Annotated in this window: 21 protein-coding genes; 7 read left to right on the top strand and 14 right to left on the bottom strand. The window is 72.7% G+C overall.

Annotated elements, in window-relative coordinates; genetic code table 11:
* Positions 1-11 precede the first annotated feature (11 nt).
* The 5 genes from ACH34S_RS29985 to ACH34S_RS29965 form a co-directional block, all read right to left on the bottom strand.
* On the bottom strand, positions 12-1,814 hold the full coding sequence (locus ACH34S_RS29985; RefSeq protein ID WP_395956184.1) for an ABC-F family ATP-binding cassette domain-containing protein: 1,803 nt from the start codon (positions 1,812-1,814) through the stop codon (positions 12-14).
* A gap of 66 nt (positions 1,815-1,880) precedes the next feature.
* Positions 1,881-2,084, bottom strand: a complete 204-nt coding sequence (locus tag ACH34S_RS29980; RefSeq protein WP_395956183.1) for a hypothetical protein — start codon at positions 2,082-2,084, stop codon at positions 1,881-1,883.
* 13 nt (positions 2,085-2,097) lie between these two features.
* A complete protein-coding gene (locus ACH34S_RS29975) occupies positions 2,098-2,289 on the bottom strand; it encodes a hypothetical protein (RefSeq protein WP_395956182.1) in 192 nt (63 codons plus the stop codon).
* 178 nt (positions 2,290-2,467) lie between these two features.
* On the bottom strand, positions 2,468-3,388 hold the full coding sequence (locus tag ACH34S_RS29970) for a 4-(cytidine 5'-diphospho)-2-C-methyl-D-erythritol kinase (RefSeq protein ID WP_395956241.1): 921 nt from the start codon (positions 3,386-3,388) through the stop codon (positions 2,468-2,470).
* Positions 3,389-3,440: 52 nt separating this feature from the next.
* Positions 3,441-4,244, bottom strand: coding sequence for a glycoside hydrolase family 26 protein (locus tag ACH34S_RS29965; protein WP_395956181.1), 804 nt, complete (start codon positions 4,242-4,244; stop codon positions 3,441-3,443).
* On the opposite strand from ACH34S_RS29965, the gene ACH34S_RS29960 reads away from it, so the two are divergent.
* The gene (locus ACH34S_RS29960; protein WP_395956180.1) at positions 4,243-4,713 is read left to right on the top strand and encodes a hypothetical protein; all 471 of its coding nucleotides are present in this window, start codon (positions 4,243-4,245) and stop codon (positions 4,711-4,713) included. The genes ACH34S_RS29965 and ACH34S_RS29960 overlap by 2 nt on opposite strands.
* 54 nt (positions 4,714-4,767) lie before the next feature.
* Here ACH34S_RS29960 and rsmA read toward each other — a convergent pair whose 3' ends face one another.
* Positions 4,768-5,652 carry a 16S rRNA (adenine(1518)-N(6)/adenine(1519)-N(6))-dimethyltransferase RsmA gene (gene rsmA / locus ACH34S_RS29955; RefSeq protein ID WP_395956179.1) on the bottom strand — a complete coding sequence of 295 codons (885 nt, stop codon included), beginning with the start codon at positions 5,650-5,652 and terminating at the stop codon, positions 4,768-4,770.
* Positions 5,653-5,793: 141 nt separating this feature from the next.
* On the opposite strand from rsmA, the gene ACH34S_RS29950 reads away from it, so the two are divergent.
* A complete protein-coding gene (locus ACH34S_RS29950) occupies positions 5,794-6,783 on the top strand; it encodes a hypothetical protein (RefSeq protein ID WP_395956178.1) in 990 nt (329 codons plus the stop codon).
* A 21-nt stretch (positions 6,784-6,804) separates the two neighbouring features.
* Here the strand turns inward: ACH34S_RS29950 and ACH34S_RS29945 are convergent, their stop codons facing one another.
* Positions 6,805-7,629 (bottom strand): TatD family hydrolase, encoded by an 825-nt coding sequence (locus ACH34S_RS29945; RefSeq protein WP_395956177.1) that lies wholly within the window; start codon positions 7,627-7,629, stop codon positions 6,805-6,807.
* A complete protein-coding gene (gene metG / locus ACH34S_RS29940) occupies positions 7,626-9,428 on the bottom strand; it encodes a methionine--tRNA ligase (protein ID WP_395956176.1) in 1,803 nt (600 codons plus the stop codon). Before metG ends, ACH34S_RS29945 begins: the two co-directional genes overlap by 4 nt.
* A 126-nt stretch (positions 9,429-9,554) precedes the next feature.
* Between metG and ACH34S_RS29935 the strand changes: the two genes are divergently transcribed.
* Positions 9,555-11,195 carry a glycosyltransferase family 39 protein gene (locus tag ACH34S_RS29935; RefSeq protein WP_395956175.1) on the top strand — a complete coding sequence of 547 codons (1,641 nt, stop codon included), beginning with the start codon at positions 9,555-9,557 and terminating at the stop codon, positions 11,193-11,195.
* Here the strand turns inward: ACH34S_RS29935 and ACH34S_RS29930 are convergent.
* Together ACH34S_RS29930 and ACH34S_RS29925 are read right to left on the bottom strand one after the other, a co-directional pair.
* On the bottom strand, positions 11,192-13,063 hold the full coding sequence (locus ACH34S_RS29930; RefSeq protein WP_395956174.1) for a hypothetical protein: 1,872 nt from the start codon (positions 13,061-13,063) through the stop codon (positions 11,192-11,194). The genes ACH34S_RS29935 and ACH34S_RS29930 overlap by 4 nt on opposite strands.
* A gap of 160 nt (positions 13,064-13,223) precedes the next feature.
* The gene (locus ACH34S_RS29925; RefSeq protein WP_395956173.1) at positions 13,224-14,576 is read right to left on the bottom strand and encodes a glycosyltransferase; all 1,353 of its coding nucleotides are present in this window, start codon (positions 14,574-14,576) and stop codon (positions 13,224-13,226) included.
* A 353-nt stretch (positions 14,577-14,929) separates the two neighbouring features.
* Between ACH34S_RS29925 and ACH34S_RS29920 the strand changes: the two genes are divergently transcribed.
* Positions 14,930-16,699 (top strand): hypothetical protein, encoded by a 1,770-nt coding sequence (locus ACH34S_RS29920; RefSeq protein ID WP_395956172.1) that lies wholly within the window; start codon positions 14,930-14,932, stop codon positions 16,697-16,699.
* 29 nt (positions 16,700-16,728) lie between these two features.
* Here ACH34S_RS29920 and ACH34S_RS29915 read toward each other — a convergent pair whose 3' ends face one another.
* Both ACH34S_RS29915 and rsmI read right to left on the bottom strand, forming a co-directional pair.
* On the bottom strand, positions 16,729-17,040 hold the full coding sequence (locus ACH34S_RS29915; protein ID WP_395956171.1) for a hypothetical protein: 312 nt from the start codon (positions 17,038-17,040) through the stop codon (positions 16,729-16,731).
* Positions 17,041-17,165: 125 nt separating this feature from the next.
* Complete coding sequence (gene rsmI / locus ACH34S_RS29910; RefSeq protein ID WP_395956170.1) at positions 17,166-18,011, bottom strand: 16S rRNA (cytidine(1402)-2'-O)-methyltransferase; 846 nt, start codon at positions 18,009-18,011, stop codon at positions 17,166-17,168.
* Between the two features lie 128 nt (positions 18,012-18,139).
* On the opposite strand from rsmI, the gene ACH34S_RS29905 reads away from it, so the two are divergent.
* The gene (locus ACH34S_RS29905) at positions 18,140-19,846 is read left to right on the top strand and encodes a dolichyl-phosphate-mannose--protein mannosyltransferase (RefSeq protein ID WP_395956169.1); all 1,707 of its coding nucleotides are present in this window, start codon (positions 18,140-18,142) and stop codon (positions 19,844-19,846) included.
* A gap of 21 nt (positions 19,847-19,867) precedes the next feature.
* Here the strand turns inward: ACH34S_RS29905 and ACH34S_RS29900 are convergent, their stop codons facing one another.
* Positions 19,868-21,070 (bottom strand): MFS transporter, encoded by a 1,203-nt coding sequence (locus ACH34S_RS29900; RefSeq protein ID WP_395956168.1) that lies wholly within the window; start codon positions 21,068-21,070, stop codon positions 19,868-19,870.
* 115 nt (positions 21,071-21,185) lie between these two features.
* On the opposite strand from ACH34S_RS29900, the gene ACH34S_RS29895 reads away from it, so the two are divergent.
* Entirely contained in the window at positions 21,186-22,214 is a 1,029-nt protein-coding gene (locus tag ACH34S_RS29895; protein ID WP_395956167.1) for a LacI family DNA-binding transcriptional regulator, read from the top strand.
* 104 nt (positions 22,215-22,318) lie between these two features.
* Positions 22,319-23,317 carry a class A beta-lactamase gene (gene bla, locus ACH34S_RS29890; protein WP_395956166.1) on the top strand — a complete coding sequence of 333 codons (999 nt, stop codon included), beginning with the start codon at positions 22,319-22,321 and terminating at the stop codon, positions 23,315-23,317.
* Between the two features lie 10 nt (positions 23,318-23,327).
* Here bla and ACH34S_RS29885 read toward each other — a convergent pair whose 3' ends face one another.
* Positions 23,328-24,977 carry a penicillin-binding transpeptidase domain-containing protein gene (locus ACH34S_RS29885; RefSeq protein ID WP_395956165.1) on the bottom strand — a complete coding sequence of 550 codons (1,650 nt, stop codon included), beginning with the start codon at positions 24,975-24,977 and terminating at the stop codon, positions 23,328-23,330.
* Between the last annotated feature and the right edge of the window lie 54 nt (positions 24,978-25,031).

Below are 25,031 nucleotides of genomic sequence, written 5' to 3'. Positions count from 1 at the left end.
GGGCCGGGGTCTCAGCCGATGTCCTCGGCGAGCATCAGCCATTCCTCCTCGACCGTGGCGGCCTCGGCCTGGATCTCCCTCAGCCGCCCGCCGAGTTCCTGGAGCTTGGCGTAGTCGGTGGCGTGCGCCGCGAGCTGCTCGTGCAGCGCGGCCTCCTGCCCGGCGAGCTTCTCCAGGCGGCGTTCGAGCCGGTCGAGCTCCTTGCGGGCCTTCCAGTCCTGCCCGCCCTTCGGCTTGGGCGCGGCGGCCTTCACCGGAGCGGCCTTCTCCGCGGGAGCCTCGGGGCGGGACGGCTTCGGCGCCGTGCCCGCGGCGCGGCGGCCCAGGTACTCGTCGACGCCGCCGGGGAGCATCGACACGCGCCCGTCGCCGAGAAGCGCCACGACGTGGTCGGTGACGCGCTCCAGGAAGTACCGGTCGTGGCTGACGACGACGAGCGTCCCGGGCCAGCCGTCCAGGAGGTCTTCGACCTCGGTGAGCGTCTCGATGTCGAGGTCGTTGGTGGGCTCGTCCAGGAGGAGGACGTTCGGCTCGCCCATCAGGAGGCGGAGGAGCTGCAGGCGGCGCCGCTCGCCGCCGGAGAGGTCGCCGACGGGCGTCCACTGGCGTTCGCGCTGGAAGCCGAGGCGTTCGAGAAGCTGGCTCGCGGTCCAGTCGCGCTTGCCGACGGTGATCCGGCGGCGGATCTCCTCCACCGCCTCCAGGACGCGCCGGGACGGGTCCAGGTCTTCGAGGTTCTGCGTCAGATGCGCGAGCTGGACGGTCTTGCCCTGCACCACCGTCCCGGCCACCGGCGACACCGAGCCGTCCAGCAGGCGCAGCAGCGTCGACTTGCCGCTGCCGTTGACGCCGACCAGCCCGACGCGGTCACCCGGGCCGAGCCGCCAGGTCATCCGATCGAAGATCGTGCGGGCGCCGCCGCCGTCACCGGAAGCACCGCCGACCTGAACGGTCACGTCCTCCAGGTCGTAGACGGTCTTGCCGAGCCGCGCGGTCGCGAACCGGGTCAGCTCGACCGAGTCGCGCAGCGGCGGCTCGTCGGCGATCAGCGCCTGCGCGGCGTCCACCCGGAACTTCGGCTTGGACGTGCGGGCCTGCGGGCCGCGCCGCAGCCACGCCAGCTCCTTGCGGAGCAGGTTCTGCCGCTTCGTCTCGGTCGCGGCGGCGATCCGGGCGCGTTCGGCCTTGGCGAGGACGTAGGCGGAGTAGCCGCCCTCGTAGCGCTCGACGCTTCCGTCGACGACCTCCCAGGTCCGGTCGGTGACCTCGTCCAGGAACCAGCGGTCGTGGGTGACGACGAGAAGCGCGGACTTGCGTTCCCTCAGGTGCCGGGCCAGCCAGTCGATGGCCTCGATGTCGAGGTGGTTGGTGGGCTCGTCGAGCAGCAGCAGGTCGGACTCGGGGACGAGGAGCCGCGCCAGCGCGACACGGCGGCGCTCGCCGCCGGACATGCCCGCGAGCGGCGCGTCCAGGCCGAGATCGGCGAGCAGGCCGCCGAGGACGTCGCGGACGCGGACGTCGCCCGCCCACTCGTGCTCGGCGCGGTCGCCCAGCACGACGGACCGGACCGTGGCCTCCGCGGCGAATTCGTCCCGCTGGGCGAGATGGCCGAGCCGCAGGCCGCGCGAGTGCGTGACGCGCCCGGTGTCGGGTTCGGTCTCCCGCGCGAGGACGGACACCAGGGTGCTCTTGCCGCCGCCGTTGCGGCCGACGACGCCGACGCGGTCGCCCTCGTCCAGCCCGAGCGACACGGCGTCGAGCAGCGGCTCGGGCCCGTAGGCCTTGGCGACGTTCTCAAGGTTGATCAGATTCACGACGCCACCAAGCCTATTGGCCCCCGGAGCCCCCGCCGGACACGCCCCGTGCCGGACGCGCCCCTGTCAGGTGCCGGGCGGCGGCGGGCCTTGCGGGCCCTGCCCTGGTGGGGGGCCGTAGCCGGGTGGGCCGTAGCCGGGCGGCATGCCGCCGCCGTGGCGGCCCTTGTTGCGGTTGGCGGACGCGACGATGACCACCACGACCACGGCCACGATCCCCAGCATGACGAACAGGAGCAGGAGCAGGAACAGTGGTCCGACGGTCGTCATGGCGTCCTTGGGGTCAGCGCAGGGCGGCCGGAGGCGTCGATCCGCCTTCGGGGTGCGCCTCCAGGCTAGCGGCCCGGGCCCGTCCCGCGACGACGGAAGCGGGGGCGTTGCGGCGCAGGTCCCGGTCGCGGCGCACGGCCAGCAGGACGAGCGTCGCCATCATCGCGATCGCCATGACGGCCAGCAGGCCGGACAGGTACGTCATCGCTCCACCTCGCCGGAGGGATCAGCGCTCGGGGTAATCGGTGTCACGGGTACAAGACGCCTGCCGTGTGCAAGAAGTTCGCTTGTGTGACGAGCGCATCTACCCTTTTTTATTAGGAAAGCTTCTTGTTGTGAAGCCCCAGGGTATCGGCGTCGTCACACCCTTGTCACACCTGCCGTCACACCACCGTCGCACCCGGAACCGGCCCGTGGGCGCGCAGGATCTGCCGGGCCACACCCGCTCCGTCCAGCGCTTCCGCGATCTCTCCGGCGTCCTCGTCGGTCTCGGCGAGGAAGGCGCATGTGGGACCGGAACCGGACACGAGCGCCCCGACCGCGCCGAGATCGCTGCCCGCGTCCAGGACGCGGGCGAGCGACGGCCGCAGCGCCAGCGCCGCCTCCTGGAGATCGTTGGTGAGCGCCTCACCGAGCCGCTTGGCGTCGCCGGTCGCGAGCGCGGTCATCAGCTCCTCGGAGACCATCGGCGGCGCCGCCGACTCCCCCCTGGCCGCGCGGATCCGGTCGCATTCGGCGTAGACGGCGGGGGTGGACAGGCCGCCGTCGGCGGTCGCGAACACCCAGTGGAAGACCCCGCGGGTCAGGGCGGGGGTGAGCCGCTCACCGCGGCCGACCCCGACCGCGGTGCCGCCGAGCACGGCGAACGGCACGTCGCTGCCGAGCTCGGCGCCGAGCTCGACCAGGTCCGCGCGGGTGAGGGCGGGACTTTCCCGGTCGTCCCAGAGCCGGGCGCAGGCGACCAGCGCGGCGGCCGCGTCGGCGCTGCCGCCCGCCATGCCGCCCGCCACCGGGATGGCCTTGCGGATCCGGATCGCCACGCCGGGCTCGACGCCGAGCCGCGCCGCGACGAGCCTGGCCGCCTTCGCCGCGAGGTTGTCGTCGTCGACCGGGACGTCGTCGACGGCGACCCGCGAGTACGGGGCGGCCTGGACGCGCACCTCCAGCCGGGGCGCGTCCCGGGCCGTCACCTCGTCGAAGAGCGACACGGCGTGGAACACGTTGACGAGGTCGTGGTAGCCGTCGTCGCGGATCGGTCCCACACCGAGCTGCAGGTTGACCTTCGCGGGGACGCGTACGCTCACTGCGGTCACGTCCAAGACCCTACGGGCAATCCGGGGCAGGGTCGTACGGAGGTCAGTCTCCGCTGGTCACGGGCAGGTTCCGGGGGTTGAAGTAGGGGGTCGTGGCGAGTTCGCGGAGGGCCGAGACGGTGTGCTTGTCGCCCGTCACCGAGTAGGCACGGCGCTTGTCCCTGGCGCCGGCCGCCTGCTCGTCGGAGTTGAAGTAGACGACGGCCTTGACCTGCGGGTCCTGCAGCGTCTTGGCGGCCTCCCTGAGCCATTCGGCACGCCGCTCGCCGTAGGACTTCGGGACGCCGAACTCGGCGATCATGATCGGCTTCTCGCGGTCCCGCGACCACTGCAGGAACATCTTCACGGCCTCCGACAGGTCGCGGTACTCGTAGTCGGTGCCGGGCTGCGCGTCGGCGCAGATCCAGTCGACCTGGTCGTCGCCGGGATAGTACGCGGGGGCGTCGCCGCCGCCGAAGCCGCGCGCGGTCGGGCACCACACCCACGCGACGTTGTCGACCCCCTCCTGCTTGAACACCGCCCGCAGGTGCTTCCAGGCCGCGACGAAGTCCTCAGGCGAGTGGACGCGCTTCTTGTTGACCGCCTTGTCCATGTCCCGCGACCAGCGCAGGAAGACCGGCTTGCCGAGGGCCTTGACGGCGCGGGCACGGCGCTGGACGAGCTCGTCGTACTCGCCCTGGACGATCTTCTTGGTGTCGGCGCCGCCCCAGGTCAGCAGCAGGTAGCGGTTGCCCTCGGTGACCGACTTCTCCAGCCCGGCGGGGAACTCGGCCGTCCAGCTCCGGTAGCTCTGGACGATGTCGAGCTGCCGTCCGAGCGCCTGCTCGAAGCCGGCGACCGGGGCCATGCCCGGCTTCCCCGCGTCCTTTCCGGTCGGCTTCGCGGTCGGCGTCGCGGACGCTGATCCCGAAGGCGAAGGCGACTCCAAGGGCGAAGGCGACTCCGAGGGCGAAGGCGACTCCGAAGGCGAACCGGACGCGGACGGCTTGCCCTCGCCGTCCGGCGGCACCCAGGCCCCGAAGTACGCGCCCTCCTTCGGCGGCACCGGCGCCACGCCCGCCCGCGCCGTCGTCGTGATCTTCGGCGCCGCCCCGGCGCCGCCGCCGCAGCCCGCCGCCACCGTCGCGACCATGGCCGCGATGGCGAGCAGGGCCGTCCCCACGATCGGCAATCTCGCCCGCGCCGTCCGCGAACGCCCCTTCACATCGACCTCCGGCTTGTCCTGTCCAATGTCCCCCGCGGAGCCGTACAGCCCCCGGCTCCCCGCCACGCCCCGTACCCGGGCCACGCTCGTCCCCGGACACGCTCTGCTCTGAACCTGCCCTGCCGCGAACACGCTCTGCGCTGAACGTGCCCGGCCGAACCGCGCCCTAGGGGGTCGGGAGCTGATCTCCCCGGCGTGAAGGACCATACTCGGCAATACGGGCGAAGGCGGCCACGTCCAGAGCTTCCCCCCTCGCCCGGGGGTCCACTCCCGCGGCGCGCAGCGCCTCCTCCGCCGCGCCCGCGGAACCGGCCCAGCCCGCCAGCGCCGCCCGCAGCGTCTTGCGGCGCTGCGCGAACGCGGCGTCCACCACGGCGAACACCTCCTCGCGGGTCGCCGTGGTCGGCGGCGGCTCGCGGCGGGTGAACGCGACCAGGCCCGAGCCGACGTTCGGCGCGGGCCAGAACACCGCGCGCCCGACCGCCCCGGCCCGGCGCGCGTCCCCGTACCAGGCGAGCTTCACCGACGGCACCCCGTAGATCTTCCCGCCGGGCGCGGCGACCATCCGGTCGGCGACCTCGGCCTGCACCATCACCAGCGCGGTCCGCAGCGACGGCAGCACGGCCAGCAGGTGCAGGACGACCGGCACCGCCACGTTGTACGGCAGGTTCGCGACGAGCGCCGTCGGCGCGGGCCCCGGCACGTTTGTGATCTTCATCGCATCGGCGTGGACGACCTCCAGCCGCCCGGCGACCTCCGGCGCCCGCGCCTCGACCGTGCCGGGCAGCGCCGCCGCCAGCGCCGCGTCGACCTCCACGGCGACGACCCGCCGCACCTGCGGCAGCAGCGCCAGCGTCAGCGACCCGAGCCCCGGCCCCACCTCGATCACGACGTCATCGGGGCCGACCCCGGCCGCCCGGACGATCCGCCGGACGGTGTTGGCGTCGATGACGAAGTTCTGCCCGAGCGTCTTCGTCGGCCGGACGCCGAGCCGTTCCGCCAGCTCGCGCACGTCCGCCGGGCCCAGCAGCGCCGCCTGTGTCTCCCCCACGGCCCCGATTGTTCCAGCTCGGCCGCATGCCATGACCGGAGCTCGGGAGACCCGTCCCCACAACCGCCCTTGCGGCCGGGTAAAGAGCGAATCACCTGATTGTCATTTATCGGCTCCGGGGCCCCATTAGGCTGCCTGATCATGGTGTGGCGGAGAAACGCGTTCTATGCCGCGATGGTGGTGGCCGCCTGCGTGGTCGCGTTCTGGCCGGTCATGATGGTGTTGACGTACACCTCCGGTGAGAAGGCCGACGCCACCGTCACGGAATGCGTCTACAGCGCCGGATCGAGGCGCACGGCCAAGGTGGAGCGCTGCGACGCCGTCTGGCGCACCGAGAGCGGCGAGACGGGCAAGGGCCCCATCTACGGGCTCGACACCGACACCCCCAAGGGCACCCGCGTGACCCTGCACATCGGGCCGATGGGCCCCTACGCGGGCAACGTCGTCGACCAGTACCAGCTCTTCACGCCCGCGATCTTCCTCGGCGCCGTCGGGGTGCTGTGCGCGGTATGGACGGGCCGCCGTGTCGTGTCGGGACGGGCCGTGGCCCGCACGCTGCTGAGCGCGCCGTCCGACGGCATGCGGCTCGTCGTCACCCGCCACAAGGCGAAACGCCCGGACGGCGGCCTCTACGTCTCGCTGGCCAAGGCGCAGGCCCCGGCGGGATACGAGCGGGCCCAGCCGCGAAGCCTCCAGCTGGCGCAGGTCAAGCTGCTCCACATGCCCGTCTGGTTCTTCGGGAGGGCGATCGACCCGGCCGGCGTCGCGGCCTGGAAGGGCCCCGGCGGGGAGACGTTCCTCCTCGTCGACCATGTCGTCCGCAGGCGGCTGGAGCCCGAATACGTGCTGATCGACACGTCGGGCACGGTGCACCTGGTGATCCAGCGGCTCCGCTGGAGGCCCGCCTCCTACACGCTGCTGCGGCCCGACGGCACCGAGATCGGCCGTGCCGGGCCCGGGAACGGACGCGGGCCCGGCGTCCTCGAAGTGCGCGACGCCCAGGGCGCCCAGATCGCGGTCGCGGCGGGCCGGTGGCGGTCCTGGGTCTTGCAGGTGCAGCCGTCCGCGCCGCCGCTGCTGCGGGACGCGAGCCTCGTCCTCACCTTCCTGCAGCACCGCATGTCCGACTGACACCCCGCGCGGCCCGACGGCTTACCAGGGGCCGAAGGCGCGTTCGCCGTTGGCCGCGATGGCCGTGCACAGTTCCGCCAGGTCCACGCCCTTGTACTCCGCCATGGCGCGGACGGTGTGCGGGATCAGGTACGAGGCGTTCGGCTTGCCACGGTGCGGGATCGGCGTCAGGAACGGCGCGTCGGTCTCCACGAGCAGCAGGTCGAGCGGCGCCACCTTCAGCGCCTCGCGCAGCGGCTCGGCGTTCTTGAACGTGACGTTGCCCGCGAAGCTCATCAGGTAACCGCGCTCGGCGCAGATCTCCGCCATCCGCGCGTCGCCCGAATAGCAGTGGAAGACGACCGTGCCGGGCGCGCCCTCCTCGTCCAGGACGCGCAGGACGTCGTCGTGCGCGTCACGGTCGTGGACGACGAGGGCCTTGCCGGTGCGCTTGGCGATCTCGATGTGGCCGCGGAACGAGCGGTGCTGATCTTCCTTGGGCGCCCAGTCGCGGTAGTAGTCGAGGCCCGTCTCGCCGATCGCGCGGACCTTGCGGTGCGCGGCCAGCCGCGCCACGTCTTCCAGGACGGCGTCGGAGATCCCCGTCGTCTCGTTCGGGTGGATCGCGACCGCCGCGTACACGTCGTCGAACTCGGCGGCGGCGTCCGCGGCGAACCGCGACGACGGCAGGTCGCAGCCGATGGTGACGATCCGGGTCACGCCCGCCGCCTTCGCCGACCTCAGCTGCTCCTGCACTGGGGTGTCGACGATGTCGAGATGGCAGTGGCTGTCGAACACGTCCACCGGGAGGCGATCGGGAAGCGGCGCGAACGAGCGCGAGCTCTGCCCGTCCCCCTCGCGGCTCAACGGTTCTCCAGCCTGGCGAGCTCCTCGTCCACCACGGACGTGTCGAGCTTGGTGAACAGCGGGACCGGCTTCGTCAGCGGGACGCCCGGCTTGATCGGCCTCGACTCCCAGCGCGCCTCGGTCGCGTAGTCGCCGGTCAGGATCGTGTAGTCGGGGCCGCCGTCCTCCGAGACGGTCCGCAGCTCCGGCATGCCGCTCCACTCGCCCTCGCCGCCGAGCATCTCGTAGACCTTCTGCGACGAGCGCGGCAGGAACGGCGTCAGCAGTGTCTTCGCGTCGTCGACGACCTGCAGCGCGGTGTGCAGGATCGACTTGACGCGGGCCGGGTCGTCCTTCAGCTTCCACGGCGCCTGGTCGGACAGGTACTTGTTGGCGTCGCGGACGACGTCCAGCGCCTCGGTGATCGAGTTCTTGAACCGGGACCGCTCGAGCTCCGCGCCCACGGCCGCGAACGCGCTCCGGCTGCGCTCCATCAGTGCCCGGTCGGCGTCGGTGAGCTCGCCCGCCTCGGGGATCGCGCCGAAGTTCTTCGCCGCCATGTTCACCGACCGGTTGACGAGGTTGCCCCACGCGGCGACCAGCTCGTCGTTGTTGCGGCGGACGAACTCCGCCCACGTGAAGTCGGTGTCCTGGTTCTCGGGCCCGGCGACGGCGACGTAGTAGCGCAGCGCGTCGACGTCGTAGCGGGCGAGGAAGTCCTGGACGTAGATGACGACCTGGCGGGACGAGGAGAACTTCTTGCCCTCCATCGTCAGGAACTCCGACGACACGACCTCGGTCGGGACGTTCAGCGCGCCGAGCGGCCCGGGCGTGCCGCCCTTGTCGCCCTGCCCGCTGTAGCCGAGCAGCATCGCGGGCCAGATCTCGGCGTGGAAGACGATGTTGTCCTTGCCCATGAAGTAGTAGGACAGGGCCTCGGGGTCTTGCCACCAGGCGCGCCAGGCCTCCGGGTCGCCGGACCGCCGCGCCCACTCCACCGACGCCGAGAAGTAGCCGACGACCGCGTCGAACCACACGTACAGCTTCTTGGCGGGGTTGTCGCGCCAGCCGTCCAGCGGGATCGGGACGCCCCAGTCGAGGTCGCGGCTGATCGCCCGCGGCTGCATGTCGTCCAGCAGGTTCAGCGCGAACTTCAGCACGTTCGGCCGCCACGCGAGCGCGCCGTTCTGCTTGCCGCGCAGGTACCGGCCGAGGACCTCGGTGAACGCGGGCAGGTCGAGCATGAAGTGCTCGGTCTCGACGAACTTCGGCTTCTCGCCGTTGATCCGCGACACCGGGTTGATCAGGTCGACGGGGTCGAGCTGGTTGCCGCAGTTGTCGCACTGGTCGCCGCGCGCGCCGTCGTAGCCGCAGATCGGGCAGGTGCCCTCGATGTAGCGGTCGGGCAGCGTCCGGCCGGTGGACGGCGAGATCGCGCCCATCGTCTTCTGCGGGAAGATGTAGCCGTTGTCGTACAGGCCCTTGAAGATCTCCTGGACGACGGCGTAGTGGTTCAGCGTCGTGGTCCGGGTGAACAGGTCGTAGGTCATGCCGAGGCCGTGCAGGTCCTGCGCGATGACGCCGTTGTAGCGGTCGGCGAGCTCGCGGGCGGACACGCCCTCCTTGTCGGCCTGCACCTGGATCGGCGTGCCGTGCTCGTCGGTGCCGCTGACCATCAGGACCTGGTTGCCCGCCATCCGCTGGTAGCGGCTGAACATGTCGGCGGGCAGCGCGAAACCGGAGACGTGCCCGATGTGACGGGGCCCGTTGGCGTACGGCCAGGCGGGCGCGGTCAAGATGTGACGGCTTGACGAGGACATGGAATCAAGGGTAGTCGCGTCGGGGACGCCCCGGCACACGACAGGAGTAGCCTGGTCCGGCGGCGCCCGCACTATCCCCGCGAAGCCCCCGCGATCCCCACGAAGCCCTTGGAGGCGGAGCCAGGCATGGCCCAGAGCACGTCCGAGCAGCCGGCCATCGACGAGGCGGCCGGGGAGGCGGCGGCAGCGGGCGGGCCACAGCGAGATCGGCTGGCCCGCATGGCCGGGCGGGTGCGGCGGACGCGGCGGGTGGTGTGGCTGTCCCTGCTGGTCGCGGCGGCGACGGTGCTGGTGCAGTGGGTGATCATGACGCCGCCGCTGTACTTCGACCCGTACTACGTGTGGCTCGCCGCCCGCGACTGGCCCGACATCCCGCTGAACGTGTGGCCGTTCGACGAGGTCCCGCACCAGGTCACCCGGATCGGGCTGGTGCTGCCGGCGCGACTCGTCCAGGAAATCCTCGGGGACGGGCAGGCCGCCTTCTTCGTCGTCGCGGCGCTCGGCGGCTGCGCGTTCTTCGTTGGAACGTACCTGGTCGTCAGGTCGCTGTTCGGGGACGTGGCGGGCGTGGCGTCGGCGGCGGTGCTGCTGATCCACCCGTTCTTCACGATGACGAACCCGTTCGGCCACGAGATCACCTGGTCGACGGGTCAGGTGCTGCCGGACATGCCCGGCGCCGGGCTGTTCACGATCGGGCTGGCGGGCCTCGTCGTCGCGAGCCGCCGGACCGGACGCGCCCAGACCCGGATGCTGATCGCCGCCGGGGTGTTCATGGGGTCGGCGTTCCTCGTCCGGGAGTTCCTGGCGTTCCTGTTCCTCCCGATCCCGGTCTACCTGGCGCTGCTGCGGATCCCGTGGCGCCGCAACATCACGGTCGGCGCGCCGATGCTCGCGATCCTGGCGGTCAACCTCGTCCACAACCAGATCGTTTGGGGCAGCCCGCTCGCCGGGCTGATCTCCGCGGCGACGCACGGCGGCCAGTCCCGCGACTACGTGACGCGCGAGCTCGCCGCCCGCTCGTTCCTGCGCGCCATGCACGACTGGAACGAGCTCGGGCTGGTGTTCACCGCCGCCCTGGTGCTGACGACCCTCGGCTGGTCGGTCACCCACGACCGGCGGCTCGCGCTGGTCCTGGTGTGGTTCTTCTCCCTGGCCGTCCCGCTGACGTTGTTCTCCGGCGTCCTCGACCCGAACGACATCTCGCTGCGGGCCTGGCTCCAGCGGTACTGGTTCGCGGTGCTGCCCGCGCTGCTCGCGGGCGGCTTCGGCTCCCTGATCCTGATGTTCCGGATGCTGCCGCCGGATCTCGTGTCCCGGCTACGGCTGCGGACGCTGGTCGTTCCGGTGCTGGCGGTGGTGCTCGGCGGGACGTACGCGGTCGCCGCCGTCCGGTCCGTCCCCGACCTGCCGCGCGACAAGGCGTGGGGCGAGCTGCGCGGCTATCTGGCCGGGCACCGCGACATCACGCTGATCTGCGCCGACCGGCGGCTCGCGCAGACCCTCACCTTCTACACGCGGGACGTGTGGGGCGACCCGATCTGGCGCGGCGAGATCCGCGACTTCCCGCACTACCTGGGGCAGGTCCCGCGGAACGCGACCGAGGGGCCGATGCTGTACACGCGCTGGCGGGGCATGGAGTCGCAGATCGGCGGCGGCTGGCGTCCGGACCCGGCGCAGGGCTGGCGGCTCATGTGGCGCTCGTCCGACGGGATCCTCCAGCTCTGGAACCCGCCGCCGCAGCCGAAGCAGGATCAGGCGGCGGACTAGCGCGCCCAGGCGACCCAGTCGCCCTGGATCGTGCGGCGGCTGTCGATGATCCGCCAGCCGGGCGGGGCGCCCTTCGGCCAGGACGCGGCGGCCGGCTTGTCCTTCGGCCACGCCAGGACGACCATGTCCACGTTCTGCGGCGGCGCGTACCAGCGGGCGTCGAAGACGCTGCCGTCGGCCCACCAGGCCCAGTAGTAGTGCGAGAGGCGGATCGTCCACGGGACGTTCCAGTCGACGGCGATGGACCGCTGCCGGCGCAGGTCGATGCTCCGCCGGATGTCGGTGTGCGCGGTCTCGTCGCGGACGAGGGGCCGGGCGATCCGGTCGGTCGCCGTCACCGACATGCCGATCGCGACGGCGGCCAGCACGCCCGCGAGCAGCAGCGGCCCGCTCCGCCGGAGCCGGGCGACGGCCACGGACGCGCACATGAGCGCGAGCCCGGTGGCCGTGGCGTGCCACAGCTGGAACGACTCCCAGTCCCACGTCAGGAACGACGTCTCCGGGAAGTCGTAGGGCGTGTGCTTGTAAAGGGTGAGCAGATCGCCCGCGTACCACTGGACGACGCAGGCGGCGACGACCGTCAGCGTGGCCGCCGCGGCGGACGCCCACAGCAGCGTCCGCGCCGACGCGCGCAGCAGGACCGCGACGCCGACGGCGAACAGCACCGGCGTGATCGAGGCGAGGTAGCGGCCGTAGACGTAGTTGCCGATGCGGTACTCGACCGGGAGCGCCGCCGAGGTGGCGAACGCGATGCCCGCGACGATCGCGATGACGGCGAGGGCGAGGGCGCGCGTCCGTCCCGGCGCGCCCAGCATCGCCGCCTTCACGGACGGCGTGCCCGCGGGCCGGACGGCGACGTACGCGACCGCGACGAGGCCGATCGCCGCCATCCCGCCGGTCGCGGCGGCCTGGTACCAGACCTGCCCGGTGCCGAGCGACAGCATCCAGCCCCAGCCGTCCTCGGACGTGAGCCGCCGGACGACGTTGCCGCCGAGGTCGTTGTCGCCCGTCGGGTACATGTGCGGGAGCAGTGACCGGTTCAGCAGCATCCCGGCACCGGTCGCCGCCGCGGCGGCGAGCGCGGCGAGGCCCGTCGCGCGCCAGGACCGCCACCGGCACACCAGCGCCGCCGCGACCAGCGCGAGATGCGCGGCCAGCAGCACCGCGCCGCGCGTGTGGCAGGTGTAGGCGTACGCGACGATCAGCGACGCGCCCGTCCCGGCGAGCGTCAGCCGGACGGACGAGCGGCGGCCGGTGGGCGGCGGCGCGTTCAGCCAGGCGTGGACGAGCAGCAGCCAGCCGACCACCATCACCGGCAGGATCGCGTCGGTCAGCGCGAACTCGGCGTAGAACAGCACGGCCGGGAGCACCGCCATCACGTGCCCGAACACGTACGCCCAGCGCCTGCGGACGCGCAGGCGGCGCAGCAGCAGGTAGCCGAGCGGGAGCATGGCGGCGCTGATCAGCGCGTTGATCACCAGGGCGCCGCGGTAGATGCCGACCGGGTCGTCGCCGAACCAGAACGCGGGCGTCAGCAGCAGCGGGTACCCGCCGCGGTAGACGGTCCCGGACGACATGTCGGCGTCGGCGCCGCCGGTCAGGACGCGGGCGGCGAACAGGTAGCCCGACTCGTCCGGGGTCGCGACGGGCACCGTCTGCCCGGAGGCGAGCACGAGCCGGACGGCCACCTGCGCGGCCCAGCCCAGCACGAACAGCCAGGCCCAGCGGCGGCTCGGCCGGGACGGGGCGGGGCGCCGGTCCGGCGGCGCGACCGGCGGCCGCGCGCTGACGATCGGCCGGCCCGGCACCGGGGGCGCGGTCGAGGCCGGCGACGCGGTCTCGGCGCCCGCCGGCGTTGGCGTGCTCATCGACGTACGGCCCCCCACCGCCGGGCTGTCAGAGAACGGTGATCCATCGCCGGTCAAGCCTGTCACACCACCGCCGGAGCACCGGTTCGAGGGCCGGGAACGTTCAGCGAGTTCTCGGCCTTCGCGACGGTCTGTCCGGCACGTTCCGCAGGATGCCCTGCTATGCCCTGGACACTCCGCTCTCGTCGCCTTCGTCGCTTCCGGTCGCCTTCGTGGCACCGGACTTCCCGGCGGTGCTCTTCCCAGCGGTGACCTTCGCGGGCCCGTCCTTCGCCGGGTCGTCCTTCGCGGACTCGTCCTTCGCGACCCGGCGGGCGGCGGCGTCCACGACTCCGGCGGCCTCCTCGGCCGCGTCCACGATCGGCGGGTGCTGGCGGCGGCGGATGCCGAGGATGCTGACGAACAGCGAGGCGAAGATCGCCTGGAGGCTCATCACGAGCGCGGTGGCGGCGGGCACGACGATGCGCAGCGACTCGCGCGGGTCGAGCTCGCCGAAGCTGTTGACCCGCCAGTGCAGCAGCGAGGCGACGAGGCCGCCGAGACCGGCGACGGCGAGCAGCCCGCCGAGCAGCAGCCCGCGTTCCAGGCTCCACCAGTCGATGATCTTCTGGACCCGCTGGTCGTGCGGCAGGAATCCCTCCTGCATCGCGTAGACCTTCGTGAGCAGCGCGAACAGCACCGCCTGGAAGCCGATCACCAGCGCGGCGCCGGCGCCGACGAGCGTGTCGACGTCGAAGGCGATCTCCCCGACCGTGACCGGACCGGTCGACAGCGCGATCCCGGCGAGCAGCCCGAGCGTCATGAAGACGAGACCGGGGATAAGGAACAGCCAGCGCGGGCTGTAGAGCATGAGGAAGCGGAGATGACGCCATCCGTCACGCCAGGTGTTCAGGTGCGGGGCGCGGGTCCGGCCGTCGGGCGACAGCGTGGTCGGCACCTCGCGGATGTCGTAGCCCTGCAGCGTGGCCTTGACGACCATCTCGCTGGCGAACTCCATGCCGCCGGTCTGCAGGCCGAGCCGCAGGATCGCGTCCTTGTCGAAGGCCCGCAGCCCGCAGTGGAAGTCGCCGATCTTGCTGCCGAAGAACAGCCGGCCGACGAAGCTGAGCACCGGGTTGCCGAGGTAGCGGTGCAGCGGCGGCATGGCGCCGTCGGCGATACCGCCCTTGAACCGGTTGCCCATGACCAGGTCGGCGCCGTCGCGCAGCTCGTCCAGGAACGGGCCGAGGGTGGTGAAGTCGTAGGAGTCGTCGGCGTCGCCCATCGCGACGTACCGGCCGCGCGCGGCGCGGATCCCGCCCATCAGGGCGTTGCCGTACCCCTTGTCGACGACCGGCACGACACGCGCCCCCGCGTCCCTGGCGAGCTGCTGGCTGCCGTCGGTGCTGCCGTTGTCGGCGATGACCACCTCGCCGTCGATGCCGTTGTCCTCGAAGAACCCGATCGTCTTGCGGACGCAGGTCTCGACCGTCTCGGCCTCGTTCAGACACGGCATCACTACGGAGAGTTCCACGCGATCTCCTTCGTTACCCCTGGTGACGTTTTCCCTGATGGCGTTTCCCCTGATGACCGCCGGCGGGACGATCCACTAATCTCAGTTGTTCTGCGCGGCGGCCCGTCGTCGTTCATGAATCCAGTGGTTCATGATGCCTGCCGGAGACGGGTATTGATGGCCGCTCTCGTCAAGAGCACCCGTATCGTGTTGCCCTATCGCAACCCAAAAAACATCACCGCCGCGTTCGCGGGCGGCAGGCTAGGACGTCAAGCATACGGGCACAGCGGCCCGGAAGGGGGTCGCCTGTGACGCGCGCTGGTCAACGCAGTGCCGCCGGACAGGGGGCCGGACACCGAAGGGGAGGTGCGGCAGTGGCGGGCGAATCGCCGCGGGGCACCGCGGCCGGAACGGGCGGGACGGCCCTGGCCACGGCCGAGGGGGCCGCCGAGGACGCGGACGGCCGACCGGGCGTGTCCGGCACGGGCGACACGCCCGGCGGGACGACGACCGTCCCGGTCCCGGACGAGGACCTGGACGAGGCCCTCGCCGGAGACCTGGGCGACGGCCCGGGCACGGGCCTGAAGGACGCCCAGGAAGCCGGCGACGCGCCTGGTGAGGCGGGCGGCACGGAGGACGAGACCGCCGGCTCCCGGCGCGGGCGGCGCGGCCGCGGCCTGTGGGCGCTCGCCCGGCGGCACCCCGCCTTCAGTGTGATCATTGCCACAGCGGCGCTGCTCCGGCTGATCGCGATGCTCGGCTACCAGCCGGTGATGTTCTTCAACGACAGCTTCGACTACCTGCACGTCGCGACCGACCCCTACCCGCATCCGCTGCGCCCGGACGGGTACGCGTTCCTGCTGCTCATCCTGAAGCCGTTCCACAGCTTCGCGCTCGTCGCCGCCGTCCAGCACCTCATGGGCCTCGCCATGGGCGTGATGATCTACGCGCTGCTGCGGCGGCGGTTCCGGCTGCCCGGCTGGGGCGCCGCGCTCGCCGCCGCGCCCGTGCTGCTGGACGCCTACCAGCTCCAGCTCGAGCACCTCGTCCTGTCGGACACGATGTTCACGTTCCTGGTGATGAGCGCGGTCACGCTGCTGCTGTGGCGGGACCGGCCGTCCTGGAAGATCGCCGCGGCGGTCGGGCTGATCGTCGGGCTGGCCTGGCTGACCCGGTCGGTCGGGATGCCGGTGCTGCTCGGCGTCCTGGTGTACATGCTGATCCGGCGCGTCGGCTGGAAGGTCATGGCGGCCACGCTCGCCGCCTGCATGCTGCCCGTGCTCGCCTACATGGGCTGGTACAAGGCCGACAGCGACAAGTTCGCGATCACCGAGAGCAACGGGATCTTCCTGTACGCGCGGGTCTACAAGTTCGCCGACTGCCACCAGATGAAAGACCTCCCGGTCAGCCAGTACCCGCTGTGCACCGAGCCGCAGAACCGGCTGGCGACCTCCCAGTTCGGCATCTGGAGCGCCGAGTCCCCGCTGAACCGCTACCCCGGGACACGGTTCAGCCCCGAGAACAACGCGCTCGGCAGCGACTTCGCCAAGCGCGCGATCATCGCGCAGCCGGTCGACTACCTCCAGGTCGTCGCGCACGACTTCTTCCGGGTGTTCCGCTGGGAACGGACGGTGTTCCCCGACCCGGCGACGTACTCGCAGTACGAGTTCGAGAAGACGAGCAGGCCGCTGCCCGATTGGCACATGCCCGGCGGCGGGGTCGCCTCCGCCGAGGCCAAGGCCTACGAGCGCGGCGAGGCCCGCACCCAGGTCGTCGAGCCGTTCGCCGGGGCCGCCCGCGGCTACCAGGACGTCTTCTACCTGCGCGGGACGATGATCGGCGGCATCCTGCTGCTCGGGCTGGCCGGGCTCGTCCCGCTGTGGCGGCGGTTCGGCGGCGAGGCGCTGCTGCCGTGGACGCTCGCGACCGGCCTGCTGCTGGCCCCGGCGGCGACCGCGGAGTTCGACTACCGGTACGTGCTGCCCGCCATCCCCCTCGCGGCGCTCGCGGCCGGGGCGGCGTTCAGGCCCGAGGCCCGCGCGACGGTCACCGGCTGGACGCGCCGCCTCCGCGTCCTTGCCCAGAGCAAGCGTGTTCCGGACAAGGCGGCACCGCCGGACGCACCCAAGGCCCCCGTGGCCTGAGGCGCGCGCCCCGCGCTACCAAGGTCCGCTTACCAGGCGTGCATGCGGCGAAGGTGGAACACCATCGCCACGTCGCTGCCGCCTGGTGCCTGCGGCACCTCGCCGTGCCCGCCCTTCATCGCGGACAGCGCCTTCACGTTCTGGCTCTGGCACTTCGGGCAGGAACGGTCCACCCAGGGCGTCGTGCAGGGCTGGCCGCCGCGCTCGTAGATGACGGCCTCGTTCCCGTGCCCGTCGCCGTAGTGGCGGGCCTCCAGCTCCTCTTTCCAGGTCGTCGCGCAGTTCAAGCACTCGAAGACCCAGGACTCGTGGCTCGACCATGCGTCCCGCACGGCACTCACCTCCGCATCCGTGGCGACGCCACCAACTCCATAGTGCGCCCCGCCGCGCGCCACCGTCCCGGGTCATTCCCCGAAAGAACCGTTCGGACCGCCCTGATTCCGCCGCCCCGCGTCGCGCCCCCTGGTTACAGCGTCTTCCTGGCCTGGACGACGGCGTCGTAGACCACGCGCTTGGGGGCGCCGTTCTCCTTGGCGACCTCCACGATGGCCTGCTTGCGGGGCGTCCCGGCGTCCTCGCGGGCGGCGACGGCGGCGGCCAGGTCCGCCGGGTCCGACAGCCCCGCCGGCTCGGGCGCCCCGCCGACCACCAGCGTGATCTCGCCGAGCACGCCGCCCTCGGCCCACGCGGCCAGCTCGCCGAGCGTGCCCCGGCGGATCTCCTCGTAGGTCTTGGTCAGCTCCCGGCAGACGGCGGCCGGACGGTCCGCGCCGAACGCGCCGGCCATCGCGGCGAGGGTCGCCGGGAGGCGGCGCGGGGACTCGAAGAACACCATCGTGCGGGGCTCGGCGGCGAGCGCGTCCAGCCGCCGGGCCCGCTCGCCCGGCTTGCGCGGCGGGAACCCCTCGAAGCAGAACCGGTCGGTGGGCAGCCCGGACGCCACCAGCGCGGTCGTGACGGCGGACGGCCCGGGCAGCACCGAGATCGGCACGCCCTCGGCGACGGCCGCGCGGACGAGCCGGTACCCGGGATCCGACACGCCGGGCATGCCCGCGTCGGTGATCACCAGGACGTCCCGCCCGGCCAGCAGCTCGGCCAGCAGCTCACCGGCCCGCGCCTGCTCGTTCTGGTCGTGGTAGGACACGATCCGCGCGGTGAGCCGCACGCCGAGGTCGCCCGCGAGCCGCCGCAGCCGCCGCGTGTCCTCGGCCGCGATCACCGGCGCGTCCGCGAGCGCCGCCCGCAGCCGCGCCGACGCGTCCTCCGGCCGCCCGATCGGCGCCGCCGCGAGCACCAGAGTCCCCGTCCCCATCACGTACCAGTCCCCATCACGCGCCCGTCCCCATGACGTGCCCAGTCTTCCACCCGTGTCCGCGGCGCGCGCCCGGCCGCGCGTTCCGCCCGAAACGGGCGGGGTCCGGCCGCCCGTACGATGACGGGATGGCGATGACGGATCTCGTGCACGCGCCGGCCACCGGGTCACGGCGGAGGCCGCCCCCGCTGCGGGAGTGGCTCGCGCCCGCGATCCCCGGCAACCCGCTGCTGTCCTGGCTGGGCCCGCTCCTGGTGACGCTGTTCGCCGGCTACCTGCGCTTCGACGGGCTGGGGACGCCGAAGCAGGTGGTCTTCGACGAGACCTACTACGCCAAGGACGCGCTGGCCCTGCTGGAGTTCGGCTGGGAGCACAACACCGTCAAGAACGCCGACAAGATCCTGATCGCCGATCCGGACGCGAACATCTGGACGGACGGCCCCTCGTTCGTCGCGCATCCGCCGTTCGGCAAATGGATGATCGCGATCGGCGAGTGGATGTTCGGCGCGACGCCGTTCGGCTGGCGGTTCGTCCCCGCGCTCGCCGGGACGCTTTCGGTCCTGATCCTGTGCCGGGTCGCGCGGAAGATGACGGGGTCGACGATGCTCGGCTGCGCCGCCGGGCTGCTGCTCGCCGTGGACGGCCTGGCGTTCGTGACCAGCCGCGCCGCGCTGCTGGACATCTTCGTGATGTTCTGGATCCTCGCCGGGTTCGCCTGCCTGGTGAACGACCGCGACCGCTCCCGCCGCATCCTCGCCGAGAAGATCGAGCAAGGGCATAAGTCCCTCTATGGGCCGTTCCTCGCGCACGGCTGGCGGTGGGGCGCCGGGGTCTGTCTCGGCCTCGCCTGCGCCACCAAGTGGACGGGCGTTTTCTATGTCGCCGCGTTCGGGGTGATGGTCGTCCTGTGGGACTACGGGGCGCGCCGCGCGGCCGGGGTCCGGGCGCCGTTCACCGGGACGATGCTGCTGGAGGCCGCCCCGGCGTTCGTGCAGCTCGTCGTGGTCGGGCTGCTGACCTACCTGGCGACGTGGTGGGGCTGGATCTTCAAGCCGGGCGCATGGAACCGCGGCCAGGCGTCCGACCATCTGCTGTGGCGGCCGTTCGAGGCGATGCCGGACCTGTGGCGCCACCACAAGCAGATCCTCGACTTCCACACCGGGCTGGACGACAAGCACCCGTACCAGTCGTGGCCGTGGGACTGGCCCGTCCTGCGGCGGCCGGTGGCGTTCTTCTACACCGAGCCCAAGGGCGCCTGCGGGGGTGCGGCGCGCTGCTCCCGCGAGATCCTCGGGATCGGCACGCCCGCGCTGTGGTGGGGGGCGCTGGCGGCGCTGATCGCCGTCGCGTTCATCTGGGTCATGCTGCGGGACTGGCGGGCGGGGGCGATCCTGGTCGGGTTCCTCGCCGGCTGGCTGACCTGGTTCCCGTCCGCGTTCGCCGAGCGGACCATGTTCCTGTTCTACGCGACGCCGCTGATCCCGTTCATGGTGCTGGCGGTCGTCCTCGTGCTCGGGTATCTGATGGGGCCCGCGCCCGTCCCGTTCGCGGGTGCGCATGCCGCCGCCCGTCCCGGTAAGGGCGCGCATCACGACGACACGTCCGAGGGCGTTTCCACCTTTCCCGACTACGGGGAGGGCGGCGCGCACACGGTGGAGCCCGCGGGCCCGCCCCTGCCGGGCGCGGGGGTGCGGCGGCTGGTCGGCGCGGCGGCCGCGGGCGCGTTCCTGCTGGTGGTGCTGGCGAACTTCGCGTACTTCCACCCGATCCTGTCGGCCCAGACGATCCCGTACGACGACTGGCACGAGCGGATCTGGTTCGGCTCCTGGGTCTGATCCGCCGGCTGGGCGGGCTGGTCAGGCGGGGGCCTTGGCGGGGACGGCCGGGGCGGCGTGCGGGCGGAGCAACCGGCCGCCGAGCAGGCAGAACGCCAGGGCGAGTACGCCGCCCGCGCCGGCTCCGGCGAACGCGCCGGGAACGCCCGCGAGGTCCTGCCCGAGCCCGGCGGCGAACGAGCCGGCCGAGCTGCCCGCGCCGACCGCCGCGACGACCCACGCGAACGCCTCGGTGACGGTCCCGCTCGGCGCGAGCCGGTCGACGAGCGTGAAGCTGCACGCCAGCACCGGCGCCAGGAAGACGCCGGACGCGAACGCGAGCACCGACATGGCCACCAGCCCCGGCGCGAGGACGAGCGGCACGTACCAGGCGGCGAGCGCGGCCATCAGCCACCGCAGCCGCCGGTGCGGCTCGCCCGCCCACCGCCGCGCGCCGTAGACGATCCCGCCGGTGAGCGCGCCGCCCGCCATGCACGCCAGCAGCAGCCCGGACGCGACGTCGCTGCCGTGCCGTTCGGCGTAGGCGACGACGGCGACCGCGTACACGCCGAGCGCGATCCCCGCGCAGGCCAGGGACAGCAGCAGCACCCGCAGGCCGGGCGAGCGCAGCGGCCCGGCCCAGTCGGACGCGCGCGGCTCGCCCGTCCAGCGGCGGGACGGCCCGGACAGCGCGACGATCAGCGTCCCGGCGATGCCGAGCGCGCCGGTCAGCAGCAGCGCGGTCTCGGTGTTCACGACGGCCGCGGCGACGACGAGCAGCGGGCCGACGGTGAAGAGGAGTTCCTGGGCGGCGGCGTCCAGCGCGTACGCGGCGTCAACCTGGTCGGGGCCGTCCAGGACGTCCGGCCAGAGGGCGCGCAGCCCGGCCTCCAGCGGCGGCGTGGCGAACCCCGCGACGATCACCGCGGTGACGGCGGCGGGCAGCGGGCCCGCTCCGACGGCGGCGAGGAGCCCGAAGCCCGCGGCGGACGCGCACGCGGCCGGGAGCAGGACGCGGGGCTGCCCGAACCGGTCCATGGCGCGGCCGAGGACCGGCTGCCCGGCGGCCGTCGCCAGCCCGAGGATCGCGGCGAGCGTCCCGGCGAGGGGGTAGCCGCCGTCGCCGGCTCGGACGTGCAGCACGACGGCGAGCATCCCCATCCCGTTGGGGAGCCGGCCGAGGAGGGTCGCGCCGAGCAACCACCCCGCGTACGGCCGTCGCAGGAAAACGACATAACCCCGCATGATGCCCCCGCATTGATCCCCGTCATACGTATTACCCACCCGGGTCATACGTACCACTTCCGGGCCCCGCGGCGCTAGTCTGAATTCGTCCATGATCCGCCAGGGGAGGCGCAAGGTGCCGGCAGTCAGCCGTCCCACCAGCAAAGACGTGGCTCAGGAGGCCGGGGTCTCGCAGTCGACCGTCTCGCTCGTGCTGGGCGGCAAGTGGACCGGCCGGGTGTCCCCCGCCACCGCCAGCAGCGTGCGCAGCGCGGCCGAACGCCTCGGATACCGGCCCAACCTGGCGGCCCGGAACCTGCGGCTCGGCACGACCCGGACCGTCCTGCTGATGGTCCCGACCCTGACCGCACCCTTCTTCGGACCGGTCTACACCGGCGCGGCGCGGGTCGCGTCCCGGCACGGGTTCGGCGTCGTCGTCTCCACCTGGTCGGACGATAGGTCCGCCGACCCGGAACGCCCGGTGGCCCAGGGGGGCGACAGCCCATTCGCGGTGCCGGACGAGGCGATCGACGGCGTCCTCGCGTCCTCGCTGGCGGTCGAGGAGCTCGGCGAGTTCCGGCAGACGCCCGTCGTGATGCTCGACAGCGGACCGTCCGGGCTTCGCGTGCCGACGGTCGACTTCGGCGTCGCGGACGGAATGCGGGACATCGTGGCCCACCTCACCGCCCTCGGCCACCGCCGCATCGGGCACGTGGCCGCCGCCGTCGACCAGTGGACGTTCCACGCCCGCGCCGACGCCCTCGCCGAGGCCCTCGCGCCGCTGCCCGGAACGGTCCTGCTCCGCGCCACCTGCGCGATCGACGTCGGCTCGGCCAAGGACGCCGCCGCGCGGCTGCTGGACCGTGCCGATCCGCCGACCGCGCTGATCTGCGACGACGACCTGATCGCCGCGGGCGCCTACAAGGCGGCGCGGGCGCGCGGCCTGGACGTCCCGGCCGACCTGTCGATCACCGGGTTCGACGACGTGCTGCTCGCCACCGCGCTGGAGCCGGAGCTGACGACCGTCCGGCTGCCGGCGGAGGAGCTGGGCGCGCAGGGCATGGCGGCGCTGCTCGACCTGCTGGCCGGGCGGCGTCCGGCGCCGCGCGTGCTGCCCGGAGAGCTGATCGTCCGCGGCTCCACGGCGCGCCCGCGGGCTTTGTGAGAACGGCGCCCCAGGTCAGGGCGCATACATATCGGGGGGAATATCGATGCGCGTCCGATATCACTATTGGACATGACGTCTCCGGCCCTGCTCTGCTCTCCCCCATGACGACTCGCGCTCCCCGATTCCGGACGCCGCTCGGCGCCGCCGTCCTCGCCCTGTCGGCCTTCGCCGCCATCGCCGGTTGCGACTCCGAGGCCGCCGCCCCGAAGAGCGGTCCGTCCGCGCCGGGCAGGGCGGCGGCGAGCCCGCAGAGCCCGCCCGTTTCCGCGCGGCCCGCGCAGCCCGCGCCATCCCAGGGCGATGTCACGGCGAAGCTCGGCCGGCTTGAGAAGGCCCGCGGGGTGCGGATCGGCGCCTATGCCGTCGACACCGCCACCGGCCGTTTCGTCGCGCATCGTGCGGACGAGAGGTTCCCGTTCGCGTCCACGTTCAAGGCTTTCGCGTGTGGCGCGGTCCTGCGGAAGGCGCGCAATTCCGATCCGGGGCTGATGGACCGCGTCATCCGCTACAAGAAGAGCGACCTGGCCCCCTTCTCCCCCGTCACCGAAAAGCACGTGGGCACCGGCATGACCGTCTCCGACCTGTGCCACGCGACGATCACCCAAAGCGACAACACCGCCGGGAACCTGGTTCTGAAGGAGATCGGCGGGCCCGCCGGTCTCACGGCCTTCCTCCGCTCGCTCGGCGACACGGTCACCCGCAGCGACCGCTGGGAGCCCGGCCTCAACGACTGGAAGCCGGGCGAGAAGCGCGACACGACCGCGCCGCGCGCCTGGGCGGGGAGCCTGCGGGCCCTGACGGCGGGCGACGCCCTCGCGCCCGCCGACCGCGACCGGCTCAACGCCTGGATGAAGGCGGCGGTCACCGGCGGCAAGCGCATCCGCGCCGGGCTCCCCCAGGGCTGGGCAGCCGGTGACAAGACCGGCACCGGCGGCACCTACGGCAGCGCCAACGACGTCGCGATCGTCTGGCCGCCGTCCCGCGCCCCGCTGGTCATCGCGATCCTGACGACCAGGCCGGACGCGGGCGCCGCCGCCGATGACCGGGCCATCGCGGAGACCGCCCGCGTCCTTGCCCAGGCCCTGAGCCAGACCGAATAGGCCGAATCCGTCACAGCCCCTTGAGGAAGTTCGCCGCGATGGGGGCGGCGGCCTCCGCGCCGGTGCCCCCGCCCTCGACGATGACGGCGAACGCGACGTCCTCGTGGTAGCCGATGAACCAGCCGTGGGTCGGCGGGTTCTTGCCCTCGCCGAACTCGGCGGTCCCGGTCTTGCCGGCCGTCCCGGACGGGAACGAGACGCCCGCCGCCGTCCCCTCGCTCACCACGGCGGGCATGATCGTCTGGAGGGCCTTCTTGACGGCGGGTTCGAGCCGCTTCGGCGGCTCGGGCTTGCGGCCGCCGGCGTCGGCGGCGTTCACGGCGTCGGCCGCGCTGACGAGGCGCGGCGACCGCCAGGTGCCGTCGGCCGCGGCGGCGGCGACGGCGGCCATGTTGAGCGGGCTGGTCAGCACCTGGCCCTGGCCGAAGGACGCGGCGGCGAGCGCGGTGTCGTCCTTGTTGGCCGGGAACGCGGCGCGGACGGCCGGGACCCCGGCGATGATCGGCGCGTTGAACCCGAACTGGGCCGCGACCTCGGTGAGCCGCTTCTCGCCCAGCTTGTCCACGGCCATGCGCGCGAACGTGGTGTTGCACGAGTGCGCGAACGCCTGCCGGAACGGGACCGTCCCGAAGTCCTCGTACTTGTAGTTGTGGAACTCGCGGCCGCCGACCGTGGTGGTGGCGGGGCACGCGACCCTCGTCGCCGCGCCGACGCCGTCCGCGACGATCGCGGCGGCCGTGACGACCTTGAACGTCGAGCCGGGCGGGTACTGGCCCATCAGCGCCCGGTTGTACCCGCCGGGCTTGTTCGCCACGGCGAGGATCTCCCCGGTGGACGGGCGCAGCGCGACCATCGCGGCGGGCTTCTTCGCCGCGCTCAGCGCCTTGCCCGCGGCGGACTGCACCCGCGGGTCGATGGTCGTCTTCAGCGGGCTGCCCGGCGAGCTGTCGAACCGCTTCAGCGTCTTGACCGGGGTGCCGTCCGCGCCGACGATCTGCACGGCGAGGCCGGGCGTCCCGGCGAGGCGCCGCTCGTACTGCTTCTGGAGCCCGTCCAGGCCGACGAGGTCGTCCTTGCGGTAGGGCGCGCGGAGCTTCTTCGCGGCCTCGGCGGACGCGGCCCCGATCGGCCCGGCCAGCTGCCGCGCCGACCCGGACTCCGACTCGCTCAGCACGCTGCCGTCCGCGGCGAGGACCGGCGCGCGGTCCGGCCACGCGCGGCCGGCGCTGAGCCGCTGGCCCTCCTCGAGCTCCGGGTAGAGGAGCTGCGGCGACCACCGGACGCGCCATTCGCCGTCCCGCTCGACGAGCGGCAGCGGCGCCTCGTACTTCCACGTGCGGGTACCGGCGAGGAGCAGCTCGGCGGCGTAGGACGCGCCCGCCTTCCCGCCGTCGGCGCCGCCCACGGACGCGACGGTGAACCGCTGCGCCGTGAGCCCGAGGTCGTCGTACATCCGGGTGAGGCGCTGCTCGAAGTCGGCGGGCGCGCCGTCCGTCAGCGCCTTCATCGCCGCGTGGTCTCGTTTCGTCCAGGCCGCGAGATAGCTCTCGGCGGTGTCCCGCGGGTCATCGCCCCTGTTCAGGAACCACACCGTCCCCGCCCCCAACATCACGACCGCCGTCACGACCACCGCGACGACGATCATCCGGGTTCGGCGCATCGATCTTCCCCTCCCTGCTGACTGAACCACCCTTGAACGGAGCCACAACAACAC

It is taken from the genome of Actinomadura sp. 3N508, from assembly GCF_044326375.1.
Taxonomy (GTDB): domain Bacteria; phylum Actinomycetota; class Actinomycetes; order Streptosporangiales; family Streptosporangiaceae; genus Spirillospora.
This window is presented reverse-complemented; position numbering and strand designations above follow the sequence as displayed.

What these genes read in the sequence shown, in the direction of transcription:
- ACH34S_RS29980 (WP_395956183.1), bottom strand. Translation starts at nt 2,084, where the DNA reads ATGACGACCGTCGGACCACTGTTCCTGCTCCTGCTCCTGTTCGTCATG.
- ACH34S_RS29975 (WP_395956182.1), bottom strand. Translation starts at nt 2,289, where the DNA reads ATGACGTACCTGTCCGGCCTGCTGGCCGTCATGGCGATCGCGATGATG.
- ACH34S_RS29960 (WP_395956180.1), top strand. Translation starts at nt 4,243, where the DNA reads ATGCCCGGCTTCCCCGCGTCCTTTCCGGTCGGCTTCGCGGTCGGCGTC.
- ACH34S_RS29965 (WP_395956181.1), bottom strand. Translation starts at nt 4,244, where the DNA reads ATGGCCCCGGTCGCCGGCTTCGAGCAGGCGCTCGGACGGCAGCTCGAC.
- ACH34S_RS29950 (WP_395956178.1), top strand. Translation starts at nt 5,794, where the DNA reads ATGGTGTGGCGGAGAAACGCGTTCTATGCCGCGATGGTGGTGGCCGCC.
- metG (WP_395956176.1), bottom strand. Translation starts at nt 9,428, where the DNA reads ATGTCCTCGTCAAGCCGTCACATCTTGACCGCGCCCGCCTGGCCGTAC.
- ACH34S_RS29935 (WP_395956175.1), top strand. Translation starts at nt 9,555, where the DNA reads ATGGCCCAGAGCACGTCCGAGCAGCCGGCCATCGACGAGGCGGCCGGG.
- ACH34S_RS29930 (WP_395956174.1), bottom strand. Translation starts at nt 13,063, where the DNA reads ATGAGCACGCCAACGCCGGCGGGCGCCGAGACCGCGTCGCCGGCCTCG.
- rsmI (WP_395956170.1), bottom strand. Translation starts at nt 18,011, where the DNA reads ATGGGGACGGGGACTCTGGTGCTCGCGGCGGCGCCGATCGGGCGGCCG.
- ACH34S_RS29905 (WP_395956169.1), top strand. Translation starts at nt 18,140, where the DNA reads ATGGCGATGACGGATCTCGTGCACGCGCCGGCCACCGGGTCACGGCGG.
- ACH34S_RS29900 (WP_395956168.1), bottom strand. Translation starts at nt 21,070, where the DNA reads ATGCGGGGTTATGTCGTTTTCCTGCGACGGCCGTACGCGGGGTGGTTG.
- bla (WP_395956166.1), top strand. Translation starts at nt 22,319, where the DNA reads ATGACGACTCGCGCTCCCCGATTCCGGACGCCGCTCGGCGCCGCCGTC.
- ACH34S_RS29885 (WP_395956165.1), bottom strand. Translation starts at nt 24,977, where the DNA reads ATGCGCCGAACCCGGATGATCGTCGTCGCGGTGGTCGTGACGGCGGTC.